The sequence below is a fragment of the Photobacterium sp. DNB22_13_2 genome (assembly GCF_052873915.1).
The window spans coordinates 164,217-185,669 of record NZ_JBNNXU010000005.1 but is presented as its reverse complement, the minus strand read 5'-3'; the positions used below and the strand labels follow the sequence as shown (position 1 = coordinate 185,669).

At 46.3% G+C, this 21,453-nt stretch carries 16 protein-coding genes and 1 pseudogene; 7 read left to right on the top strand and 10 right to left on the bottom strand.

Going from position 1 to position 21,453, the window contains the following annotated elements; all coding sequences use genetic code 11:
- Positions 1–19: 19 nt before the first annotated feature.
- Positions 20–328, bottom strand: coding sequence for a PTS sugar transporter subunit IIB (locus ACVA58_RS09995; RefSeq protein ID WP_255044488.1), 309 nt, complete (start codon positions 326–328; stop codon positions 20–22).
- Positions 329–514: 186 nt separating this feature from the next.
- Here ACVA58_RS09995 and ACVA58_RS09990 point away from each other — a divergent pair, with 186 nt between their 5' ends.
- The 3 genes from ACVA58_RS09990 to ACVA58_RS09980 all read left to right on the top strand — a co-directional run bounded on the left by ACVA58_RS09990 (position 515) and on the right by ACVA58_RS09980 (position 4,374).
- Entirely contained in the window at positions 515–1,798 is a 1,284-nt protein-coding gene (locus tag ACVA58_RS09990) for a PTS sugar transporter subunit IIC (protein ID WP_446510295.1), read from the top strand.
- 191 nt (positions 1,799–1,989) lie between these two features.
- Entirely contained in the window at positions 1,990–2,892 is a 903-nt protein-coding gene (locus ACVA58_RS09985; protein WP_446510294.1) for an ROK family protein, read from the top strand.
- Between the two features lie 87 nt (positions 2,893–2,979).
- Positions 2,980–4,374 (top strand): glycoside hydrolase family 1 protein, encoded by a 1,395-nt coding sequence (locus ACVA58_RS09980; RefSeq protein WP_446510293.1) that lies wholly within the window; start codon positions 2,980–2,982, stop codon positions 4,372–4,374.
- Between the two features lie 107 nt (positions 4,375–4,481).
- Here ACVA58_RS09980 and ACVA58_RS09975 read toward each other — a convergent pair whose 3' ends face one another.
- Both ACVA58_RS09975 and ACVA58_RS09970 read right to left on the bottom strand, forming a co-directional pair.
- A complete protein-coding gene (locus ACVA58_RS09975; protein ID WP_446510292.1) occupies positions 4,482–6,191 on the bottom strand; it encodes a solute:sodium symporter family transporter in 1,710 nt (569 codons plus the stop codon).
- A 50-nt stretch (positions 6,192–6,241) separates the two neighbouring features.
- The gene (locus tag ACVA58_RS09970) at positions 6,242–8,344 is read right to left on the bottom strand and encodes an alpha-galactosidase (RefSeq protein WP_446510291.1); all 2,103 of its coding nucleotides are present in this window, start codon (positions 8,342–8,344) and stop codon (positions 6,242–6,244) included.
- Positions 8,345–8,564: 220 nt separating this feature from the next.
- Here ACVA58_RS09970 and ACVA58_RS09965 point away from each other — a divergent pair, with 220 nt between their 5' ends.
- On the top strand, positions 8,565–9,620 hold the full coding sequence (locus tag ACVA58_RS09965; RefSeq protein ID WP_446510290.1) for a LacI family DNA-binding transcriptional regulator: 1,056 nt from the start codon (positions 8,565–8,567) through the stop codon (positions 9,618–9,620).
- Positions 9,621–9,796: 176 nt separating this feature from the next.
- Positions 9,797–10,240, top strand: a complete 444-nt coding sequence (locus ACVA58_RS09960; RefSeq protein ID WP_446510289.1) for a PACE efflux transporter — start codon at positions 9,797–9,799, stop codon at positions 10,238–10,240.
- A gap of 132 nt (positions 10,241–10,372) precedes the next feature.
- Here the strand turns inward: ACVA58_RS09960 and ACVA58_RS09955 are convergent, their stop codons facing one another.
- Complete coding sequence (locus ACVA58_RS09955) at positions 10,373–11,566, bottom strand: acetate/propionate family kinase (RefSeq protein WP_446510288.1); 1,194 nt, start codon at positions 11,564–11,566, stop codon at positions 10,373–10,375.
- 392 nt (positions 11,567–11,958) lie between these two features.
- Complete coding sequence (locus ACVA58_RS09950; protein ID WP_446510287.1) at positions 11,959–12,870, bottom strand: LysR family transcriptional regulator; 912 nt, start codon at positions 12,868–12,870, stop codon at positions 11,959–11,961.
- A gap of 102 nt (positions 12,871–12,972) precedes the next feature.
- On the opposite strand from ACVA58_RS09950, the gene ACVA58_RS09945 reads away from it, so the two are divergent.
- Both ACVA58_RS09945 and ACVA58_RS09940 read left to right on the top strand, forming a co-directional pair.
- Positions 12,973–13,905 (top strand): hypothetical protein, encoded by a 933-nt coding sequence (locus ACVA58_RS09945; protein ID WP_446510286.1) that lies wholly within the window; start codon positions 12,973–12,975, stop codon positions 13,903–13,905.
- Positions 13,906–14,088: 183 nt separating this feature from the next.
- On the top strand, positions 14,089–15,078 hold the full coding sequence (locus tag ACVA58_RS09940) for a helix-turn-helix transcriptional regulator (protein ID WP_446510285.1): 990 nt from the start codon (positions 14,089–14,091) through the stop codon (positions 15,076–15,078).
- Positions 15,079–15,493: 415 nt separating this feature from the next.
- Here the strand turns inward: ACVA58_RS09940 and ACVA58_RS09935 are convergent, their stop codons facing one another.
- The 5 genes and pseudogenes from ACVA58_RS09935 to ACVA58_RS09915 form a co-directional block, all read right to left on the bottom strand.
- Positions 15,494–15,868 carry a hypothetical protein gene (locus tag ACVA58_RS09935; RefSeq protein ID WP_446510284.1) on the bottom strand — a complete coding sequence of 125 codons (375 nt, stop codon included), beginning with the start codon at positions 15,866–15,868 and terminating at the stop codon, positions 15,494–15,496.
- A 488-nt stretch (positions 15,869–16,356) separates the two neighbouring features.
- Positions 16,357–17,562, bottom strand: coding sequence for an acetamidase/formamidase family protein (locus ACVA58_RS09930; RefSeq protein ID WP_446510283.1), 1,206 nt, complete (start codon positions 17,560–17,562; stop codon positions 16,357–16,359).
- A 364-nt stretch (positions 17,563–17,926) separates the two neighbouring features.
- A complete protein-coding gene (locus ACVA58_RS09925) occupies positions 17,927–19,402 on the bottom strand; it encodes a sulfatase (protein ID WP_446510282.1) in 1,476 nt (491 codons plus the stop codon).
- Positions 19,403–19,740: 338 nt separating this feature from the next.
- A pseudogene (locus ACVA58_RS09920) lies at positions 19,741–20,018 on the bottom strand (ISNCY family transposase); the annotation flags it as partial.
- A gap of 637 nt (positions 20,019–20,655) precedes the next feature.
- Complete coding sequence (locus ACVA58_RS09915; RefSeq protein ID WP_446510281.1) at positions 20,656–21,318, bottom strand: CatB-related O-acetyltransferase; 663 nt, start codon at positions 21,316–21,318, stop codon at positions 20,656–20,658.
- Positions 21,319–21,453: the final 135 nt, after the last annotated feature.

Genomic DNA, 21,453 nt, shown 5'->3' with positions numbered 1-21,453 from the left:
TTATATTTATAGTTAGTGATTAACCGTCAATCAGCGACAAGGCAAAATCCAATACCTTGTCACCTTTCTGCATGCCGTAATCCATCATGTTGATTGGCTCAACCTTGATGCCATGGGCGTCAGCTTTCTTTTGTAAATCCGGCTGCATGTATTTCACCTGTGGGCCAAGCAAAACCACTTGGTAGTTACCCACTTGCTGGTCAAATTCCGCTGCACCATAAGCCTGAATCTCTGCAGCCAAGCCACGCTTGTCCGCTTCTGCGACCATTTTTTTCACCAACAAACTTGTCGACATACCAGCAGAGCAACACAACATAATTTTTTTCATTTTTAAGTCCTATCCCGAATGATTTCGAACTGAAATATACGATCAAAGGAAAACATTGGAAACCGGTTTCCAAGCAATCCGTATCTATTTGTGAGAACGATCACCAGAAATCACCGAATGTTCTGGCAAAATGTGATCCGTTCAATATTGAGACCGGAAACTGTTTCCAAAGGATTAGCAAAACCTATGAACATTCAAATAATGAATGTCGCGGCTAGTGTTATCGAACAGCGTATTTCGCCACTGGCAAACTGGCTGACACGCAGTAATCACATAACCGCCTTGAGAGATGGCTTTTCATTGGCCATGCCGTTTGTGATCGTCGGTAGCTTGTTGGTGCCCTTTATTTTTCCGCCATTTGCGATCAACTACACCAGCACAATCGGGCAGATTTACCTCACCCTAAGGCCCCTACTTGCACCAACATTCGAGCTGACTATCGGATTGATTGCGCTGATTGTTGCCTTTGGATCCAGTGCCAGCCTGGCCAAGCAATACCAGATTCCTGAGCGCTTATCCGGCCTCACCGGCTGTTTGGCTTTCCTGCTGTTTATTGGTTTTAGCGGCAGTACGATGCCCAATGTATACCTCGGTGGGATGGGAATATTCACCGCCTTAATATCAAGCACTTATTCAATTGAAATAATTAGGTTTTTCTATAGCAAAGGCTGGTATATCAACCTGCCGGATGAAGTGCCGATAATGACCCGCAATGGCTTTAGGCTAATTGTGCCGCTAATGTTTATCCTGATTTCCATCAGCATTATTAACGCTTACCTTCAGGTACACACCGGATTGATCTTACCGGAGCTGATTGCCGCCGCCTTCCAGCCATTAATCGTCGCTTCCGATACCTTAACTGCAGTATTGATCTCACTGGTTATCTGCCATTTACTGTGGTTTATCGGTATTCATGGCACGTTGATCATCACCGGGATTATGAATCCGTTCTGGATGACTTATCTGGTTGAAAACCAACAGGCCCTTGCCAGCGGTGCCGAACAATTACCGCATATCTACATGCAAGGTTTCTGGGACTATTACATACTAATCGGCGGTATCGGCTCGACCCTGCCACTTATTTTCATGGCAATGCGAAGCCAATCTAAACAACTGAAGTCAGTGGGTAAAATTGGACTCATCCCATCGCTCTTCAACATCAACGAACCGATACTGTTCGGCTTTCCGATCATCATGAACCCGCTATTCTTGATCCCCTTTGTCGGCGTACCGTTGGTCAATGCCTGCATTGCCTGGTACCTCACCGACATCGGTATTCTTGACCGGATGGTCGCTCTGCTGCCCTGGTCGATGCCAGCCCCACTGGGCGCGGCATGGGCTGCCAACGGGAGCTGGAAGAACATGTTCATGTGCCTCTTTGCGATATTCAACTCGTGGATGATTTACCGCCCATTCTTCAAGGTCCATGAAAAGCAATTGATTGAACAAGAAGCCCTTCGTCAGCGATAAACCGCTTTATCCCTTCCAAGCCGCCTGATCTGGGCGGCTTTTTTGTTTCGATCCAAATCACAGAATCAACGATACCCTGCCCGTATTTTGTGACCACTTTCATTTTATGGAAACCGGTTTCCGCTTTAAGCTGTATTTTCTGAGTTTATGCCAGTAAATTCCCCGTCAGAACAACTAACTGGCAGGACACAATGACGACCCAACACTTTCTTGTACTGGATATCGGAGGCAGCGCTGTCAAATATGCCGTTATGGATAGCAATGCCACCTTGCTCCACAAAGGTAAGTTCACCAGCCCCAAAGCATCTATCGATGACTTTTGGCTCGCATTGGACAAGGTTGTTTCGACCCTGCGCCAAAGACATACCCTCAATGGGATTGCGATCAGCGCCTGTGGTGCAGTGGACAGCAACAGCGGTGTCATACATGGTGCCAGTGCCCTGCCTTACCTCCACGGCCCTAATTTCAAGAGCATTATTTTCGAACGCTACCAACTACCCGCAGAGCTTGAAAACGATGCCTGTTGTGCTGCCCTTGCCGAACTATGGCAAGGCTCAGCCCAAAATATATCGGACTGCTGCTTAGTGGTGATAGGCAGCGGGATCGGCGGGGCAATCGTCAACAACCGTCAGATCCAGCATGGCCACCGACTGCACGGCGGCGAATTTGGTTACATGATCACCGCTGAGAAAGATGGATTGCCGACGACCTTCAGTAACATGGCCTCAACCCGGGCCCTGATTGAAATGGCCGCTGTAAAAAATGACCTAGAGGTTGAAAGCTTGGATGGCAAAGCCGTGTTTGAAGCAGTCGAACATGGCGATGAACAACTCAAGGCAGTGGTCGAGCAGTGGTACCGCACATTGGCTACTGGCTTATTCAATATCCAATACTGCATTGATCCTGAAACCATCATCCTCGGTGGTGCCATCAGCGAAAGATCGGACTTACTTGAGCACCTCAACCGTCATCTTGATGAGCTGGTACGAGCGCTCCCGATAGCGCAGATCAAGCCAACACTCGCAACTTGCAAAGCCGGTAATAATGCCAACCTGATTGGAGCCCTGTTCCATTTCTTGCAGCGACAAGCCTGATCCTTAACGACAAACCCATACCGAATAAACACATTTACCGATAACACCTATCGTTCAAGAGCTGAGCGAACAAAGACTGAGGCAACTATGACAACTTACACTTTCCCGGAAGGTTTCCTGTGGGGTGCAGCAGCATCAGGTATTCAAACCGAAGGCACAACCAATAAAGCCCATCCATCGATTTGGGATACCTGGCACCAAAATAACCCTGAGCGTTTCTTCAAGGAAATCGGCCCTGCGACAGTTTGCCAAACCTACGAGCGCTGTCAGGAAGATGTCGCACTGATGAAAAAAATCGGCATGAACTCTTTCCGCACATCAATTCAGTGGTCTCGCCTGATCAAAGACTTCGAAACCGGTGAAGCCTGCCCGGATGCTGTCGCTTTCTATGATGCCTATATCGATGAGATGATCGCCAACGGCATCACACCGATGATCAATCTTTACCATTTCGATATGCCATCCGAGCTTCAAGATCAATACGGCGGGTTTGAGTCCAAACATGTTATCGAGTTGTTCGAAAAGTTTGCCCGCACTGCATTCAAACACTTCGGCCATAAGGTCAAACACTGGATCACCTTCAATGAGCCGATTGTTCCCGTTGAAGGCGGTTACCTGTATGACTTCCATTACCCATGCAAAAAAGACGGTAAGCTAGCCGTGCAGGTAGCTTTCAACATCATGGTGGCCCATGCCAAAGCGGTATTGGCGTACCACGACATGAAGCTAGATGGTGAGATTGGCGTGGTATTGAATTTGACCCCTTCCTACACCCGCAACGACAGCGATGCTGACCAAGAAGCCGCATGGTATGCCGATCTGCTGTTCAACCGCAGTTTCCTCGACCCTATGGTGAAGAACACCATCCCAGAGGAGTTGTGCCAGATCCTGCGTGACAACGACATCATGCCTGAATTCAGCACCACAGAAATTGATGAAATCAAATCTGCTGAGGTCGACTTCCTTGGCGTCAACTACTACGTACCACGCCGCGTTAAAGCCCGAGAAGCCGAATACACACTGGACTACTTCACGCCTGAGAAGTACTTCGAGAATTACATTAACCCACAAGGCCGCTTCAACCCGTTCCGTGACAACAACGAAATCCTGCCAACCGCTATCTACGATATCGCCAAGAACATCCAGGACAACTACGGCAACATCAAATGGTATCTGGCCGAGATCGGTATTGCGATGGACTTGGAATCAGAAGGCCCAGTCCAAGAAGACGGGATGATTGATGACAGCTTCCGGACCGAGCTGATGAAAGAGCACTTCATCCAGCTCCACCGCGCCATGGAAGACGGTGCAAACTGTTTTGGTATCCATCAATGGACCTTTATCGACAACTGGTCTTGGCTCAACTCGTTCAAGCGTCGCTACGGCTTCTACCGTTTAGATTTGGAAACCGGTGACCGTATCCCGAAACGCCACTCAACTTGGTTCAAAGAATTGGCAACGACCAACCAATTCACAGTGTAAATCGCTCCCCTTGTTCGACCTTGTTTGAATGAAAAAAGCCCGGCAATGTGAACACTGCCGGGCTTTTCATTTCACGTAGAGCAATTATCTAGCAAAACATATCGAGGTTAGGATTCTGATGCTAACGCCTGCTGCGAGGCTTGTTTTTTCTTGGCGTACCTAACGGCAATCCCCGCCAGCATGACCACACCACACAAGCCATATACCTGCATGAAAGTCGGGTCGTCAGAGACAAAACCAACCTTGCTAAACATAATGTAAGCGCCCAGTACCATATATAAGATGACGGCTGATGCTTCGAAGCGGAACTCCCAAGGCGTCACATCCATACTCTCGTTAACCGGCATAACATAGTCGGTGCTGCGAGGGGCAAAATGGCCAATCACTAACATCAGTACGGTACAAACCACAAACAGAATAGCTAACTGATGCAAGAAGTGCAGCGGGGTTTTAAAGATAAGCTGCATTGATGCATAAGAGCTTACAAACACGACTAACGCGACTTTCGCTGCAATCGCAGGTACCCGCTTAGTGATATAGCCAACGAAAACAATGGTAAAAATTGGCACGCTAAAGAAGCCAGCAACCATTTGTAGGTATTGGAACAGCCCTTCAGGTGCGTACATGATAAAAGGGGAAATACAGATAGCGACAACCGCAATCACCACCCCAAAGACTCGGCCTTTAGCGACCAATGCTTTATCCGATATCCCTTGCTTGGCAAAGATCGGTTTGTAGACATTCAAGGCAAACAGCGTAGTCGAGCTGTTCAGTACCCCATTAAACGTCGACAGGATGGCACCAAACATCACAGCAACAAAGAAACCGACCAAAGGCTTAGGCAGCACTTCATTAACCAAGCGGGTGTACATGGTATCAGGATTACCAGCGTCGGCACCGAACAGGTGAAAAGCAATAATACCCGGAATGATCAGGAACAGCGGTGAGATCACTTTGATAGCACCCGCCCAGATCACCCCTTTCTGACCTTCTTTAAGGTTTTTCGCACCTAGCGCTCGCTGGATAATAGATTGGTCAGTCCCCCAGTAGTACAAGTTGACCAAAAGCAGGCCGGTAAACAAGGTCGAGAACGGCAATGGGTCACTGGCCGAGCCTACCGACTCAAGTTTCTCTGGCGCGGCATACAGAAGGATATCTACCCCCTCACCGAAGCTGCCACCGCCAAGGGCAAACAAGCCGAAAACAGGGATCATCAAGCCGCCAATGATCAAGCCTACACCATTGATGGTATCGGCTATCACCACCGCTTTTAGTCCACCATAGATGGCATAAAAGAAGCCCAGTAAGCCGATGGCAGCACTGATCAACGCAATAGCCTGAAATTCAGAAATACCCAAAATAGACTCGATATCAAAAATGCCAGTCAATACCACTGCGCCAGCGTACAAAGTGGTCGGGAGAATATTGATGATGTACTGGCACAAGAACAGCAAGGTCACAAACTTCTTCACACCCAAGTCGTAACGGCTTTCCAAGAAATCAGGTACCGTGGTGATCCCCTGCTTGAGGTACCGAGGTACCAAATACAAGGCGATCAGAACCAGTGTTACCCCGCTGGCAACCTCCCAGCCCATCACCGACATATTATGGGTATATGACTGAGCGGACATCCCGACAAAACTGGTCGCACTAAGATTGGTCAAAATGAGTGACGAAGCAATCAAACCACCGGTCAGAGAGCGGCCGCCGAGAAAAAAGCCATCGTGTGAGTCATTCTTCGAGTTCTTTACTTTGCTGTAGGTAAACCAAACCACAAAGCCAGTGAACAAGAAGAATGAAATGAGTGTAATTTCCATCTTTCAGTTCCTTTTGTTTGGCGGCACCTTTTGATGCCACCGGGTATGTTTTAATCTTTTTGTAGGTGTAGGATCAGAGCTGATTCGGGATCGAGGATCGGCAAAATAAGGCCAATTTCCATCAAGTTATCTCCCCGGAGGTGTAAGGTTTTGCCAAGCCATGCTGGGCGGTGTTTCATCAGTTGGAAAGAGGTCTGTGGCATCTCGACTATTTTGACTGAGTACATTGCCTCTGGATCCAAACAGTTAAGGCGTAAAGGTGCTGGCAATGCGTGGGTCGGCATCGCGCGTTGGCAAACCGTGATCAGCATTTCATCCTGATGTTCGACGCCGTAGATATACTGACGCTCATCGGCCGGATCAATTCTGAAAGCTCGTCCATTGTGCAGTAGCGATCGGAAGCTCTTGTGAAGTTCGATGTAACGGGCAAAGGCTGCTTTTTCTTCCTCGCCAACCTTGACCGGATCAAGCTCTACGCCCATGTGGCCTTGCAGGGCAGTTACACCCCGCAGGTTGATGTTGTGTTTCCGATTGGTTGAATGACATTCCGCCGGGCCAATATGGGCGCCCATGACTTCCGGTGGAAAGAAATAGCTCATACCGCGTTGGATGGTCTGACGCTCAAGCGCATCGTTACAATCAGAAGCCCAGAACCGATGGGTACGCTTAAGCACTTCAAAATCAATCCGGCCACCACCGCTTGAGCAAGATTCAATTTCAACCTTAGGGTGTTTGCTTCGTAGCTGGTCGAGCAGGGCATAAAATGCCTGAGTCTGTCCCCTGACCGCTGGTTTACCTTCATGGGCCGGTTGAACCAGTTCGCGGTTCATGTCCCACTTGAGATAGCTGATCTGGTAGCGGGACAACAAGTCATCCAAGCGATTAAACAGATAGTCAAAGCAGTCAGTATTTTGCAGATCGAGTACATATTGCCAGCGACCCGATGGTTGCTGATAGCCCTCGACACCCAGAACCCAATCTGGGTGGGCACGGTACAGGAGGGAATCCTGGCTCACCATTTCAGGCTCAACCCACAGGCCAAACTCCATGCCGCGATCAATCACATGTTGAATGACCGGCTCTAGGCCGTTCGGGTACTTCGTTTCATCCAGATACCAATCGCCCAACGCTGCTTTCTCACCATCACGGCCGATAAACCAGCCGTCATCGATAATAAAGCGCTCAACGCCCATTAGTGCAGCTTCGCTGGCCATCTGCATGATGTAGTCAGGATCATGATCGAAGTAGATCCCTTCCCATGTGTTAAGGTGAACAGGGCGAGCTTGCTCTGGGGTAAACGCAAGGATGTTCTCGCGAACATAGCGATGGAAGCGCTCGGAGATCCCATTCAAGCCAGCGCTACTGTATGTCGCATAAAGCTCAGGGGTTGAATAACTTTCATGCGGGGCCAGTGCCACTTCACCGGAAAACAACAACTCGCTAGCTTGGATAAAACGGCGGCCATCACTACGTACATCGGCACGCATACGGTGGTTACCGCTCCAGGCAAAATGGAATCCCCACACTTGTCCTGATTGCTCCGTAAACCCTTTAGCACCGGCAAACAGACCCGGGAAGTTTTCATGGGATGTACGGCCACGGCGGTTTTCCTGCACAAAACCACCATGTTCAAACGCAACACGGTGGGTCTGGAACTCTTGGCACCAGCGGCCACGGAACGTCATCAATTCATTGGCGTGATAAGGGACAGGCAACGTACAGGCTAATTTATCCAGAGAATAGGCTTCATCACCCAAGTTCTTAATGGTGAGCTTTTGACGCAACACGTCACTGCTCACATCCAGTTCAAACTCAACATTCAACTGCAGCAAGGCCACGTTATCCACCAGTTCGAACACTACCTTCTGACCATCGCAGTGATAGTTTTCCATGGTAAACACTGGAGCGAAGTCACTGCCTTGACGATTGCCTTCCAAGCCCGGCGCATTGAAATGCCCAGCTCCCAGTTCAGGACATACGGTCAACGGTACATCGACATCGAGTCGTGCTTGGCTGACAGGACGCTCGGTCGCAAGAAACAAGTCTTCATCAATGGCGGCAACCTTGTTACCCCAATGGATAATTTCCGGGATACGCCCTAACTTAAACACCAAACTCAGGTTCTGGCTTTGCAAGTGAAGTAACTTTGTCATGGGTCTCTCAAAATTGTTTTCGATAACATTTACGAACAAACTAAGCCAACAACCCCAACCTATAAAAGTGAACAGCGGCTAAAATGTGATCAAAGATCCTTTTACAAAGCCCACAACGTGAGATCTATCACTAAATGTTTTCGAAAACATAAAGACAACAAAATGTCTTTCCTCGTGTTCATGGTAAAATGCTTTTGATGATAAAAATGGATGGCAAGCAATGACTGCAACGTTTAAAGATGTCGCCCGTTTGGCTGGCGTATCCACCCAAACAGTTTCCCGAGTAACCAATGGGGCTGAGAATGTGTCGAGCAAAACCCGGGATAGGGTTCTTGCTGCTATTGATGAGTTGGGTTATATACCGAACAAGGCAGCACAGGCACTCAAAGTTCAGAATAAAATCATTGGCTTAATAACCCTGGATATGGCGTTGCACGGTGCAGCGATGATAGCCAACGGCGTACGCCAACAAGCCCATGAGGCGGGATATACGCTGGCAATATCGGCGGTTGATGATCTTGAAGATCACGATATTGAAAGTGCCGTCAGAGAGCTGATTGCCCAGCAAGTTGAATCCATCATCATCAATGCCCCAGTTTCTGCTGAGCTCGCGACTGAGTTGGTTGGCAAGTACACCAAGGTAAAATTGCTATTCATCGACGTCCCCCAAGACACGCAGGTCAATGCGGTCTGCAGTGCCAATGAAAGTGGAGCGAGAAAAGGCGCGGAACTGCTGATAAAGCAACAGCGAAATAAACCGGTTTTTCTGACAGGCCCACATATCTCTCATGCTTCGCAACTGAGAACCCAGATCTGGCGTGATGTGTTTACCAAACAAGCATTTTCCGTTGTTGCCGAGCTGGAAGGGGATTGGTCTGCCGCCAGCGGATACCAAGCGATGCGCCGGGCGATCATGCAAAACCGCGACTTCGACAGCGTCTTGGTCGCCAATGACCAAATGGCACTGGGGGCGCTGCGAGCATTGAATGAAATGGGTATCGAGGTACCTGGCAGCGTCTCGGTGATCGGCTTTGACGGTACCGAGGACAGTGCGTTTTTCTCCCCTCCCCTAACAACAATCAAGCAAGATTTCAAATTACTCGGCCAAACCGCCGTCAACAAACTATTGGCCACGGCATCTGACCACGTTGATATCACTCACATTGACGTTACCTTGATTGAACGCGCCAGTACTGCGCCACGCGATCAGGATAGCGGAAGTATCGATCAAGCAAGAAAACTGCTCGATAAAGCACTGAGGCTACTCGAACAGTAACTTGTAACACTTCCACGTTTTAAGCCTATTATCAATAGCTCAAGCATTCACTGAACGGCAAAATAGAAACTACCTTTACCCATCACGATGTGTGATAAGCGCTATCTTGCTGTTAGGCTCCAAGCTGCCAAAATGCCCGCTCTTTTTTCACTCGTAGCCTTAGAGGAGAAATATTGATGAGTGGTTTAGAACGGGTATTTCATGCAGTCTTGTTCGAGGTATTGGCGGTATCATTATCCATAGGCTTGTTACTGCTCTTTACCGATCATCAAATCGGCGCTTTATCTGGAACCATGATAATCATCGCGACTATCGCCATGGTCTGGAATTTTGCCTTCAACTGGGTGTTTGATAGGTTTTTCCCTGGAAACAAAACCCTGCGTACTATCGCAATGCGAGTCTTCCACGTGATCCTATTTGAACTAGGGCTGCTGATGCTGACCATTCCTGTCATGGCACTGATTCTGGGGGTAAGCCTCTATCAAGCACTGCTTATGGACGTTGGGGTGACGGCATTTATTACGCTTTATGCCTTTGTATTCAACTTCCTCTACGACCATATCAGAGCGGCTATCGTCAAAAAACGTCAGAGCGCCTCAACGTTGACGGTATCGATATAAAATTTTCGAGCGCAGAGAACAGCGATTTTAACCAGCAAGGCTGATCAAATATTTATGTAGGCTGATATAATCAAAAAAAACCGCCAGCATCTCTGCTGGCGGTTTCTTTTTATGTCAGTGCTTAGTTCGCAATTAAGCGTGAAGCAGTTCCATTGATTCTTTGGCGATGACCCACTCTTCGTTCGTTGGGATAACCATAGCCACTGGCGTGTTTGGCTTGGTGATAACACCAGCGTTGCCAAAGCGTGCAGCAGCATTACCTTCTTCGTCTTCACGGTAGCCGAAGATCTTCAAGTTCTCTAGGATCTTGCTACGGATTGGCTGAGAGTTCTCACCGATACCTGCAGTGAAGATGATGGCATCTAGCTCATCTAGAGCAACCATGTAAGAACCAATATACTTAGCAACACGGTAGCAGAATAGTTCAAAGGCTAGCGTTGCACCTTCGTGGCCGTTTTCCATCGCTTCGATGATGCCGCGGCAGTCGCTTGTTAGGCCAGATACACCTAGAAGGCCCGACTTCTTGTTCAGCTCGTCGAATACTTCTTGCTGAGACCAACCTTTCTTCAGTAGGAACTCAATGATACTTGGGTCAAGGTCACCACAACGTGTACCCATCATTAGGCCTGCTAGTGGCGTAAAGCCCATGCTAGTATCAACACTCTTACCGTTCTTAATCGCACATACCGATGCGCCGTTACCTAGGTGAACAGAGATGAAGTTACTTTCATCAATTGGCTTGTTAACCACCTTCGCTGCTTCACGGCTAACGTAGTAGTGGCTCGTACCGTGGAAGCCGTAACGACGGATACCGTAATCGTTGTAAAGCTTCTGAGAGATAGCACCAGTGTATGCTTTAGCTGGCATCGTCTGGTGGAAAGCTGTGTCGAATACCGCGTACTGAGACAGGCTTGGGAACGCCGCCATCGCTGCGCGCATACCGATAACGTGAGCAGGGTTATGAAGAGGCGCAAGATCGCTCAGGTTGTCGATCTCTTCCAGTACTGACTCGTCAATTTTTACAGTCTTAGTGAATTTTTCACCGCCGTGAACAACACGGTGACCGATTGCAACGATATCTTGCTTCATGCCTAGCTCTTCAAGCAAGGCAACGATGCGATCAACTGCCTGCTGGTGGTGGTTACCTTCTGCATCAAGCGAATGCTCGTGCTTTTCACCATCGATTTTCCAGCTCACTACAGCTTCAGGCATGCCAAAACATTCGCCAAGACCGCTCAGGGTAGCTTCGCCGCTGACAGTGTCGATAAGGGCAAACTTAAGTGAAGAACTGCCAGAGTTGATTACAAGTACTAGAGAGTTGCTCATGTGTTATCTCATCAGATTAATTTGGGCTCTAGAACAAAATGTTCCGTTACACGTCTTTCCGGTCTGTTGACCTATCTAGAAGAAAAAGTGTGGAGCAGCATTTTCTTCTAATTTATAGCTTTTGATTACATTATTCAATTTTTTTTGAATAACTCAACTTTTGTTTCGATGATTTTGTAAAAAATTGAAAATTCACTGGTTCAGATCAAGTTTAAAGCAACGAAAACGTTTTCGTTCGCTTATTTTGTAACCAGAAGCAACAAAATCATTTAAAGAATTGTTTATGCAATTAAACAAATTATAGAAAAAAGAAGCGTCAAGAAAGGTGGAACTAGCTCAGGGCGAGGAAAAAAACCTCCGCCGAATGTAAGCAGATACAAGATATCTCGTAACTAACTGATTAAGCGAATTTTATCATGCGATGAGCGGAACCATTCACTGATATAAGCCATCAAATGGCGGATCCTTGGGTTGATATGGACATCATGATGACACACCAACCACCAGTTCACATCAGGCAAGGTTATATCAGTTAAAGGGATCGGCTCTAATTCCGGATAGCGCTTAGCAATCGAGTGAAAGACAACGGAAATACCCGCCTTAGCCCTCGCCAACTCTAGCTGCATCTTGAAACTGTCAGTACGAAAGTTGAAATGAGATTTACTAAGCTGCCTTCCAAACTGACTGGCCGTTTCTATATCGACCCCTAGCTGATCGAAACCTATGAATTGGTGAGCGCTGGTATACATTTCTCGTACTGTGGCAGGCTTGCCAAATTGCTTCAGGTAATCCCGATGAGCATAAAAACCTACCTCTTCACTGTGCAGTAGGCTAACCACCAAATCAGATTGCTCCGGTTTGACTTTCGATATCAATACATCGGCTTCACGCTTGTTGAGATTCACCTCTTTATTGGCTACCAGTACTTCAATTTCAATATCAGGAAACTGGCGTTGGAATTCATTGAGCAACGTTGGCATAAAATAGAAAGACATTATGTCACTAGCAGCTAATCGCACATGACCAATATGTTTACCACTGTGGGCAGACACCTTGGTGATAAACCCATCGACTCCTTTTGCCGTCTCTTTTGCATCACTTAACAGTTCATTACCTACCAAAGTCAGGCCCAACCCCTGCGTCGAACGATCAAACAGGTTGAAACCCACTTTTTCTTCGAGAGCTGAAATATGCCGACTGATTGTCGGCTGTGACATTCCCAACTTCTGGCCAGCCGCAGACATACTCCCTTCTTCGGCAACGGCAAGAAAAATACGAATGCTGTCCCATTCCATGTTATGCATTCTCAAATACCCACTATGTGTTTTTATGTATTCACTATAACGAGAAAAAGCTTTTAACTAAGAGGTATGATTTTGAAATGAATCGCACAGTTGGAGAAAAGCATGAGAAGAGCCTTAGTGTTAGGTGCTGAACATGAAATGGGGGCGCTACTTTGTCAGTCGCTGGCACAATATCATTGGCAGGTCACAGCAACGATTGCCGATCCCAGCCACCCTTTCTCGCTGTCTGCGAACCTGACATTGGCTGAACTCACCAAGCAAGATGGAGAGTTGCTCGATGACTTGGTGGCTGATACCGACACGGTTTTCCTGCACCTGCCTGATCCTATTTTGGATAGGCGGGTGATTTTTTCTCTCGATGAGATATTGGAGCGGGTGATCCAGTGCCAAAGCAACTTAGTTATCACCACCAATGTGTACGATACCCGCCAGCCTTGGCTAGATAGCCTCATATTCTGGCAAAAAAACAAACCGGTTGATTATGCCTTACCAAAGAAAATACGCACCCAGCTCGAAAAGGCCGCGTCCGCAGGAGCTAACATTAAGGTTCTTTGCTTCGGCCATAACCTTAACTTTTCCCTCGATCAGAGCTACCTCGGAATTTTGGTCAAAGAAACCAATCATAAACTCATTCTGCAGTCTCCCAGTGCCTATGGGATAAACCATTACTGGACATATCTACCAGATTTAGCAGAGAACATTGCCCAGCAAATCACTACGGAGCCCACATTCAACTGTCCTCTGGCTATCGATTACTACCCAGGCCATCAAGCCAGTATCAAAGATATTGCCCGCGGCCTAGCGCTCAGTACTGGAAAGCCGGTGACGGTCACTCCGCTACATTGGACCTTGCTAGAAGCAATTTCATTGTTCTCGCCGCTGTTCCGCAGTTTTATCAATATGCGCTCCCTGTGGCAGCAAGGAGGGAGATTACCCGTGCGTCCTTCGCACTGGCAGCAATCCGTGCTCAAACATACTCCGCTGGAACTGGCATTACAGCATAGCTGGCATCAACTGAGGCACCCATCTTGCTGATCTTGAGCAGGCTTAACAAGATGGGCTCTCCCTTACTGAATAACAGCTTAACTACGACGAAACAGTTTTAAACCCGATCACATTTCCCTCATCCGGCCGATGCATTCACCAATGGAATTAATATGATATTTATTTTCTCGCACAGTCAACCCAATCATCATGCCTCAAATCCCCTGCGCGTCGATGTCAATCCACAATGGCTGGCTCGACATGCTACAGCAAACCGCTATTCAATTTGGCCTCAACCCGAAGGATTACTTTCCAGAAAATGAATCGGGTGAGCGAATTCACATCCGCCCAACCGATCTACGTGCGGTCAGTACCAAGTTCAACCAGCTGTGCCAAGACAGTGGGGAACCATTATTGCCTGCGTTTGCCGCCAAGCATGTCTCACCGCTAACCTTCAGTTGCTTTTCGCTGTCATTGTGGACAGCCAACAACCTCAACACCTTTATTCAGGACGCCTGCCAATACTGCATCTTGATTGGCACCCCAATCCGGCTAAAGCATCATATAACACCTCAGGGCACCAACGAGCTGTGGGTGATCAACCATGATCCCCACAACGACAAGTCAAAGGTATCTGATCTTGGCTTTATGATGTATATCGCCACCTTACTCGAGATGATCCAGCAAGTATCCGGCGGCATAGACAACCTGATATTGAAAATCGGCCGGTGGCCATTCAGCCCCCAGCAACAGCAGCAATTCGAGAAAATGATGCGGTGTAAAATCGAAATCGGCTCTCCGATCATCAAAATCTGCTTTCCAGCAGATGCCACGGCGATAAAGCTGAAAGGCCGCGATCCCGATATCTATTCTGTCGCAGTGCCCCCCCTACGCCAAGCCGTCAGCAAGCTGGCACACCACGATATCATCCTACGTATTTATAAGCTGCTGGATAACGAAGTGAATCTACAGGCCGTCTCGCGGGAAAAAATTGCAACAGAGATGCTGATGAGTGTGAGAACCCTCAACCGCCGCCTCGCGGCTCTTGGGACAAACTATAGACAGGTGCTGGAGCAATACAAGCAGGAAAAGGCCCTGCTGCTGCTAAGCCAGCCCAATATCAATTTGACCGATATCGCCTTCCGGCTCGGGTTTGCTGATCTCAGTAGTTTTTCTCGGGCATTTAAAAGTTGGACCGGCTACAGCCCAACGCACTTCTTATGATCCGCCCGCTCGCCGATGTTATTCGCCCGGCAATACAAAAACCGGCCAGCAATATGTGAAAAAAGCAAACAGATACTGACGTCTGTGCTAACTAGCCGTGCCTAAAACTGGTGCTTAATACTGTTTGTTGCTCCAACATATTTTAAATTAATTCCGCCAACCGTTTAAATTGACATCCAAACTCGAACATTTGGTTTTAGGGTTTGAGATCTAAACCTTCGGAGCGGCAAAATACCCTGAACGGGCATGCGAAACGATCCAGCCTTAGCATTGCCGCGACATCTGTATTAAGTATTTACCACACGCCATCAGAAAGGCGTTAGCAAAATTGATCCTGCTAACGCCTTCAATAACTAGGACATCATGTTATGTATGATGAACATATTCACATTTCATGATTACGCTTGATTTGGACTTAATTAATGTCGCAATCAGTACAACTTTGTAGTGCGATTTCGTGTTCAAAGACTGCTGTCTCGTTACCTTCTGCAAATAGCTCTGCTATTTCATCCGCGACTTCTTTCTCATCTTCCGCTTCAACTTGACTCGCTAGTTCTTCTTCAGGGTAGCCGTAGAAATTCAGCAATAAGTAATCACGCGCTTCCTGTTTAGTACAAGTCACGTTCACCGAAAGATCTGGCTCAACGTTGCCTTGCTCGATAATCGTTGCCACTTGCGCTAGGACATCATCTTTCATCACCGCCGTTAGCCAACCAAGATCAGTGCTTACTGTGGTCTTTTTACAGTTAAAACAAGGTAGTTGATGAAAATAGTATTGAAAATCTGTCATGGATAATTTCTTCTTTGAGTGTTGTATAACGAGATTATGCGCGTTTTCTAGCAAAATACTATCTCAATAGACAGTGAAGACCGGATTACCCTGGATGATTTAGGGCGGGGTACAGAGCGGGGGAACACTAAACACTCAACTAATACTAAAAACATGGTTTATAGCTCACCATACCCAAGCTGATCTTTAATGTTATGCCCGTCACACGCGTAGTGGCATCGTTCAACTCACAATTGGACAGAAATCGTTTAGCGGTTAGAGACGGAATGTACCCATCGGATAACTTTTGATAACCAAAAAGAAACCAGCCACCGCTATTTGTGATGGATAGGGTCGCTTTCATGATTACGATGCCAAAAAAGAGTGTAAGCCATTTCAGGTAGCTCTAAGTATTGCAACAAAGCCGTCCACTAAGGATGAATAATGGCGCAACAGGAATATAACGTTGTTTGCCCCCACACAAAGGGGGCATATCATTCTAACGTTAGTTAATCGAACTCAGCAAAGTCTGCTTTGCGGATTTTTGCATGGATACCTTTTGTCTTATCGACCACCTGAGATACTGCAAAGTCTGTATTGGCACTTAAGTAGGCGAGAGCAATCTCTTCGCTAATCCCGTAATGGTTTACCAAAAATCGAATAGATTCACGAGTGGCATTTTGCATAGCTATGTTTAAGTCTTCATCAAGCCCTACAGGAATCCAGAATTCGGCAGTTTCACCGACTGGAGTATCAATGAAAGCCCCTGGTATCGCACCTGATCCTTCTCTAAGGATTGTCAGCTTAAATGTAGCTCGAACAGATGCTTCTAAAGCCGTTAGTGCTACTTCACCATCACCTTGCGTAAAATGACTATCACCCGTATAGAACATTGCTCCATCGACATTAACCCTATAATATGCCGTTGTCCCTTCGATTAAATCTTTAACATCTAAATTTCCACCAAAATACTGAGGGGCTACTGAATGAATAGGAAACTCTTTATCAGGTGCTACACCCATAATCCCCATAAAAGGATTGAGTGGAAAAACAATATTTTTATCCCCTGATTTTAGCTTACCGAAATATTTATCATCTTTTTTGAAGATAGGTGACAAAATTGAAACGTTGCCAAAGCGTTCTGGATATTCTGCACTTGGGTTGGGTTGCGGCTCTCTTTTTGGGTACTCACCGACTAACGCACCTTTTCCATGTCTGTTTGAAATAACACCATAAGGTACCCTCGGCTCTAGCCTAATTATATCAACCTTTAGGACATCACCAGTTTTTGCACCTTTAATCTTAACGGGGCCTGTGACAATATGTGGTCCATCTTTATAAAAATCATGTTCAAGATCAGAACCTGTAATCTGCACTGCATCTTGAAGTACATACTCTACTGAATAGCCATGTGAACCAAAATACGTAAGTGGATCTCTTCCTTGGTCTTCTAATAACCCTTCATGTGAAACAGTATCAAAAACGACCGTACTCCCTGATTCAATTGTAGCCACAGGTTTTGTTAATTTATTAGGAAGATACCCCCACATAATTGTGTCAAGAGTAGACGGAATATATAAACTTTGAGCGTATTTTCCCGATTCAATAAATGTTGGTTCATCATAAATTGGTTGAAGAATCTCAACACCATCCATGACCACCGCACTTACAGAAAATGATGCGATTAGAAGTGCTAAGCTAGAGAATCTTTTCATTATATCTCCATGATATATATTGTAAAAAACATATCATTAGCAATATGTATGCCAGATAAAGTTTGGGGCTCACCCTAGAGTATCCCTATATTTTTTGTGGTTAAGTCCCTCTTCCACTCACCAAGTTGGTGCAAAACCAATACTAGTGCACCTAAATGTGATTTTTCATTAATCTCGTTGCACCTACGAATCAACTCGCATCAAATCAAGATGTTGATGCGAGTGATATAAATAATCAGATAAATTAATCACCCAAGTAAAAACGCAGGAGAAATGAGATTGTCAGCCTGACTTGGCTTTAGTACCATAGATTACATGCATAACAAAAAATAGAAGACGTTTTGTTATTACAGCAAGCATTGAGTTATGTTTGCTCAAGCAAGTCTTTTTTAGCTTGTTCCGTAAGATTTTTAAAGTACGGATTTCCAGTGTAAAAGGAAATAGGCGACCAATCTGCGTTATATTTTGGGAGCTGTTCAAATAATGTATGCTTTACTTTTTTATAACTTGGATTGTCTGCAAGGTTAACCCATTCATTTTGATCTAAATGATGGTCATACAGCTCTTCACTTCCATCAGCATATCGAATATACCGATATCTTTGACTTTTAATTGAGTGATTATTTGGTCCAAATGTCGTTATCGCAACATGAGGCCAGTCTTGAGTGACGTCGTAGATCAATGGCGTTAAGTCATTACCTTCATTTTTCGGGTTTGACGGTAAGCCTGTTAGGCTAAGAAGTGTCGGGTAAATATCAAGTAAGCTTACGGGCTGATCAATAAGTCGTTGTTGTTGTGCTTTAGCCGGCTTGATGATTAAGGGAGTACGAGTCGCTCTTTCCCAGAGTGACATTTTTGCAAATTTACCCTTCTCGCCTAGTTGATAACCATGATCGCCCCACAACACAACGACTGTGTTGTCCGCGTACTGACTATTTTCTAACGCATCGAGGACCTTCCCGATACATGAATCGACAAATGAAACACAAGCTAAGTAAGCCTGCACAATATTACGCCACTCGTCGTTCTCAATCGCCCATTCTGTTGAAGGCATTTGAGGGTAACTGGAGATAAGCTCGGCAATTTCAGGGACGTCATCCAAATCAGTAGGCAAGTAGGGGGGAAGTTCTAGACTGTCTACAGGATGCAAGTCAAACCACTTTTTAGGTGCATACCAAGGGACATGGGGACGAACGAAGCCTCCTGCTAGGAAGAAAGGACGTTCATGTGTCTCTTGTAACTGTTCGACAAGCCACTCAGCGTATTGAACGTCTGGCATTTGTTCATCATAGTCAGGAAAAGCCCCCCAATCAGTGTTAGTGCCTTTTTTATGCCATTTCATCCTTTGTTCAGGAAATGGACCAAACCCTGGGACTCTTCCACCATAGTTTTCAAAACTACCTGTTGCGATGGTTTTATGAAAAAGTTTTCCAACCCCAGCGGTATAATAGCCATGTTTTTGAAAGTACTCACTTAAAAATATCGCGTTGGCTGCAGCATCATTTGCCTTTTTTATAGCATCATCTTCAGCGTGACCATAGATACCAGTAGTGGATGGCGCTAATCCGGTCATTAAGCTTGCACGAGAGGGGCCACACAATGGCGCAGATGCATGTGCATTGGTAAATACCGCGGCATTTTCAGCGAGCTTATCAATATGTGGTGTCTTAGTTTGGGGGTGCCCCTTTAATGGTCCAATCCAATCATTTAAATCGTCGACAGCAAACATTAATACATTGGTATGACTCCTTTTCAGTTCATTTAGCCATCCAGTCGTGGGAAAACAACTCGCCGCAGCTAACCCTGCGCCCCCAAGTAAAAATTTCCTTCGGTCTATCATTATGTGCTCTATATTATCAATGGGTTAATTAATGACATTAGTACTTTACTGATTGGCAATTAAGATCAATATATGTAAATAAACATGTGTATTTTTGTGCTTTTTATAGATATGAATACTGTTAATAATGCTTTGCATGGGGCACAGGACAGGTTCGCACTTTGTTAACACATATGATCTAATAGAGCCCCCTTAGCTAAGCAGCCATTTTAAACCTTATTGAACACTTATCGGTCGTTGAAGATACTCGATCTGACATTAATTAATCAGATGCATGACCTCACTGACGTAATTTTTCTTGTTATCAGTGAATCTCATCAGGGTGTGAAGGATGACAAGAGATCGCTCAAAAAACGGCCAAACTGGGTCAACCGTTCGATGTAGGCATCGCGTTTGCTGATATGGAAGACGGCATGCCGGTCGCTATAGAAAGCGGCCGGTTTGCCATGTTGCTAATATACTCACGGGTTGCAGCCACATAATCGAACGTCGATTCGGTTTCACTGAAGCGCAGGTTCATCAAGCCGCCAGTTGCATCATCGATATAGACCAGCAAACAACATTTTGGACTTCGGGCTTCAAACCAATCATGGTGGGAGCCGTCGATTTGAATCATAAAAAAACGCTGCCATAAGGCAGCTCCCCCAAAGGGATAGGTGGGGAAAAATTGTTTGTTGGATACGTCATATTGCAACGAACAACGATCATGGGTCATCATCCACACAAATACGAACATATTCAATTATCAAAAATAACAAACCTATTCAGTAATTTAATAAATGGCGGCAATGTTAAATTGAGTACCAACGATTTAAGGAAGAAACGGTCCGTTAAACACAATTCTCATACAGGCATAGCGCTAGGTAAGCTATTTATTGCAACTCTTTGTAGATATTTAAGGTGAGTCACCTGTTTTAGTAAACAGAGTGAGGATTAAATCAAGGAATATCAGTTAAAGCATAATATTTAGTTATGATTACGCTCTATCTAATTGCGTAACAAGCTTGAGTCAGGTTAGCTCGGCAGCCATTATTGACCATGGCTGTGAATATTTGGGTAATTACCAGTTACCGAGTGTCATCTTCATGAAATCACCGCCGTAGATGTTAGGATTCTCATCCAACGACTTGTGCAGATCATCTAGGAAAGTCGGCTAGCTGATTGTCACAAATCAAGCTGTAGAAACAACCAGGCCGCCCCAAAAAATGGGCGGCCTAGCGATTGGTTTATCTGCCTGTCTGCATGTGAAGGCGTTACACGTCAAAACGCCGGTAGCGCTCGAACAAAGCCTCGATATCGTTGCTGCACATCACGTCCATGTTCTCTTGCAAGCGCTTCGCCGGCCAATCCCACCATTTCATCTCAAGCAGCATCGCGACATGCGGATCGCTGAAACGCTTTTTGACCTCCTGGCCAGGATTGCCGACTATCACGGCATAAGGTTCGACATCCTTGGTAACAACAGCCCGAGCACCGATCACTGCCCCATCACCAATGGTAATACCGGGCATAATGACACACTCACTGCCGATCCAGACATCGTTGCCTATCACCGTGTCGCCGGAACGTTCGAAGCCCGATTTGACCTTGTCGCCGAACTTACCGACATCGAAAGGAAACGACGAAATCCAATCATGCCGATGGCCCTGATTTCCAGCCAGCATAAAGGTCGCCCCGGATGCTATTGAACAGTACTTGCCAATAATAAGCTGGTCGACCTCGCCAAAGATCCCAGATTCCCAAACCGCACGGCTCGAGTGGTCGCCCAGCAAATACCGAACACAATGATCCTCAAAATGTTTGTCATGATAATAGCCGGAGTAATACGTATGCTCCCCGACGGTAATGTTTGGATTCTTTACATGTTCCCTAACTTCATAGCCGCCAAGCCATGAAGGAAATATGGATGAAGTCATAGCCCCCCCTTATAATTGCACCACTGCCTCACCCGACGCTTTCCGCCAAGACTATCAACACAGGCACCCGCCCATATAAACAGACCCGCTTTAATTGCCTTACCTCGGTGAATTTTACGGCATTTGCCTTTTTTA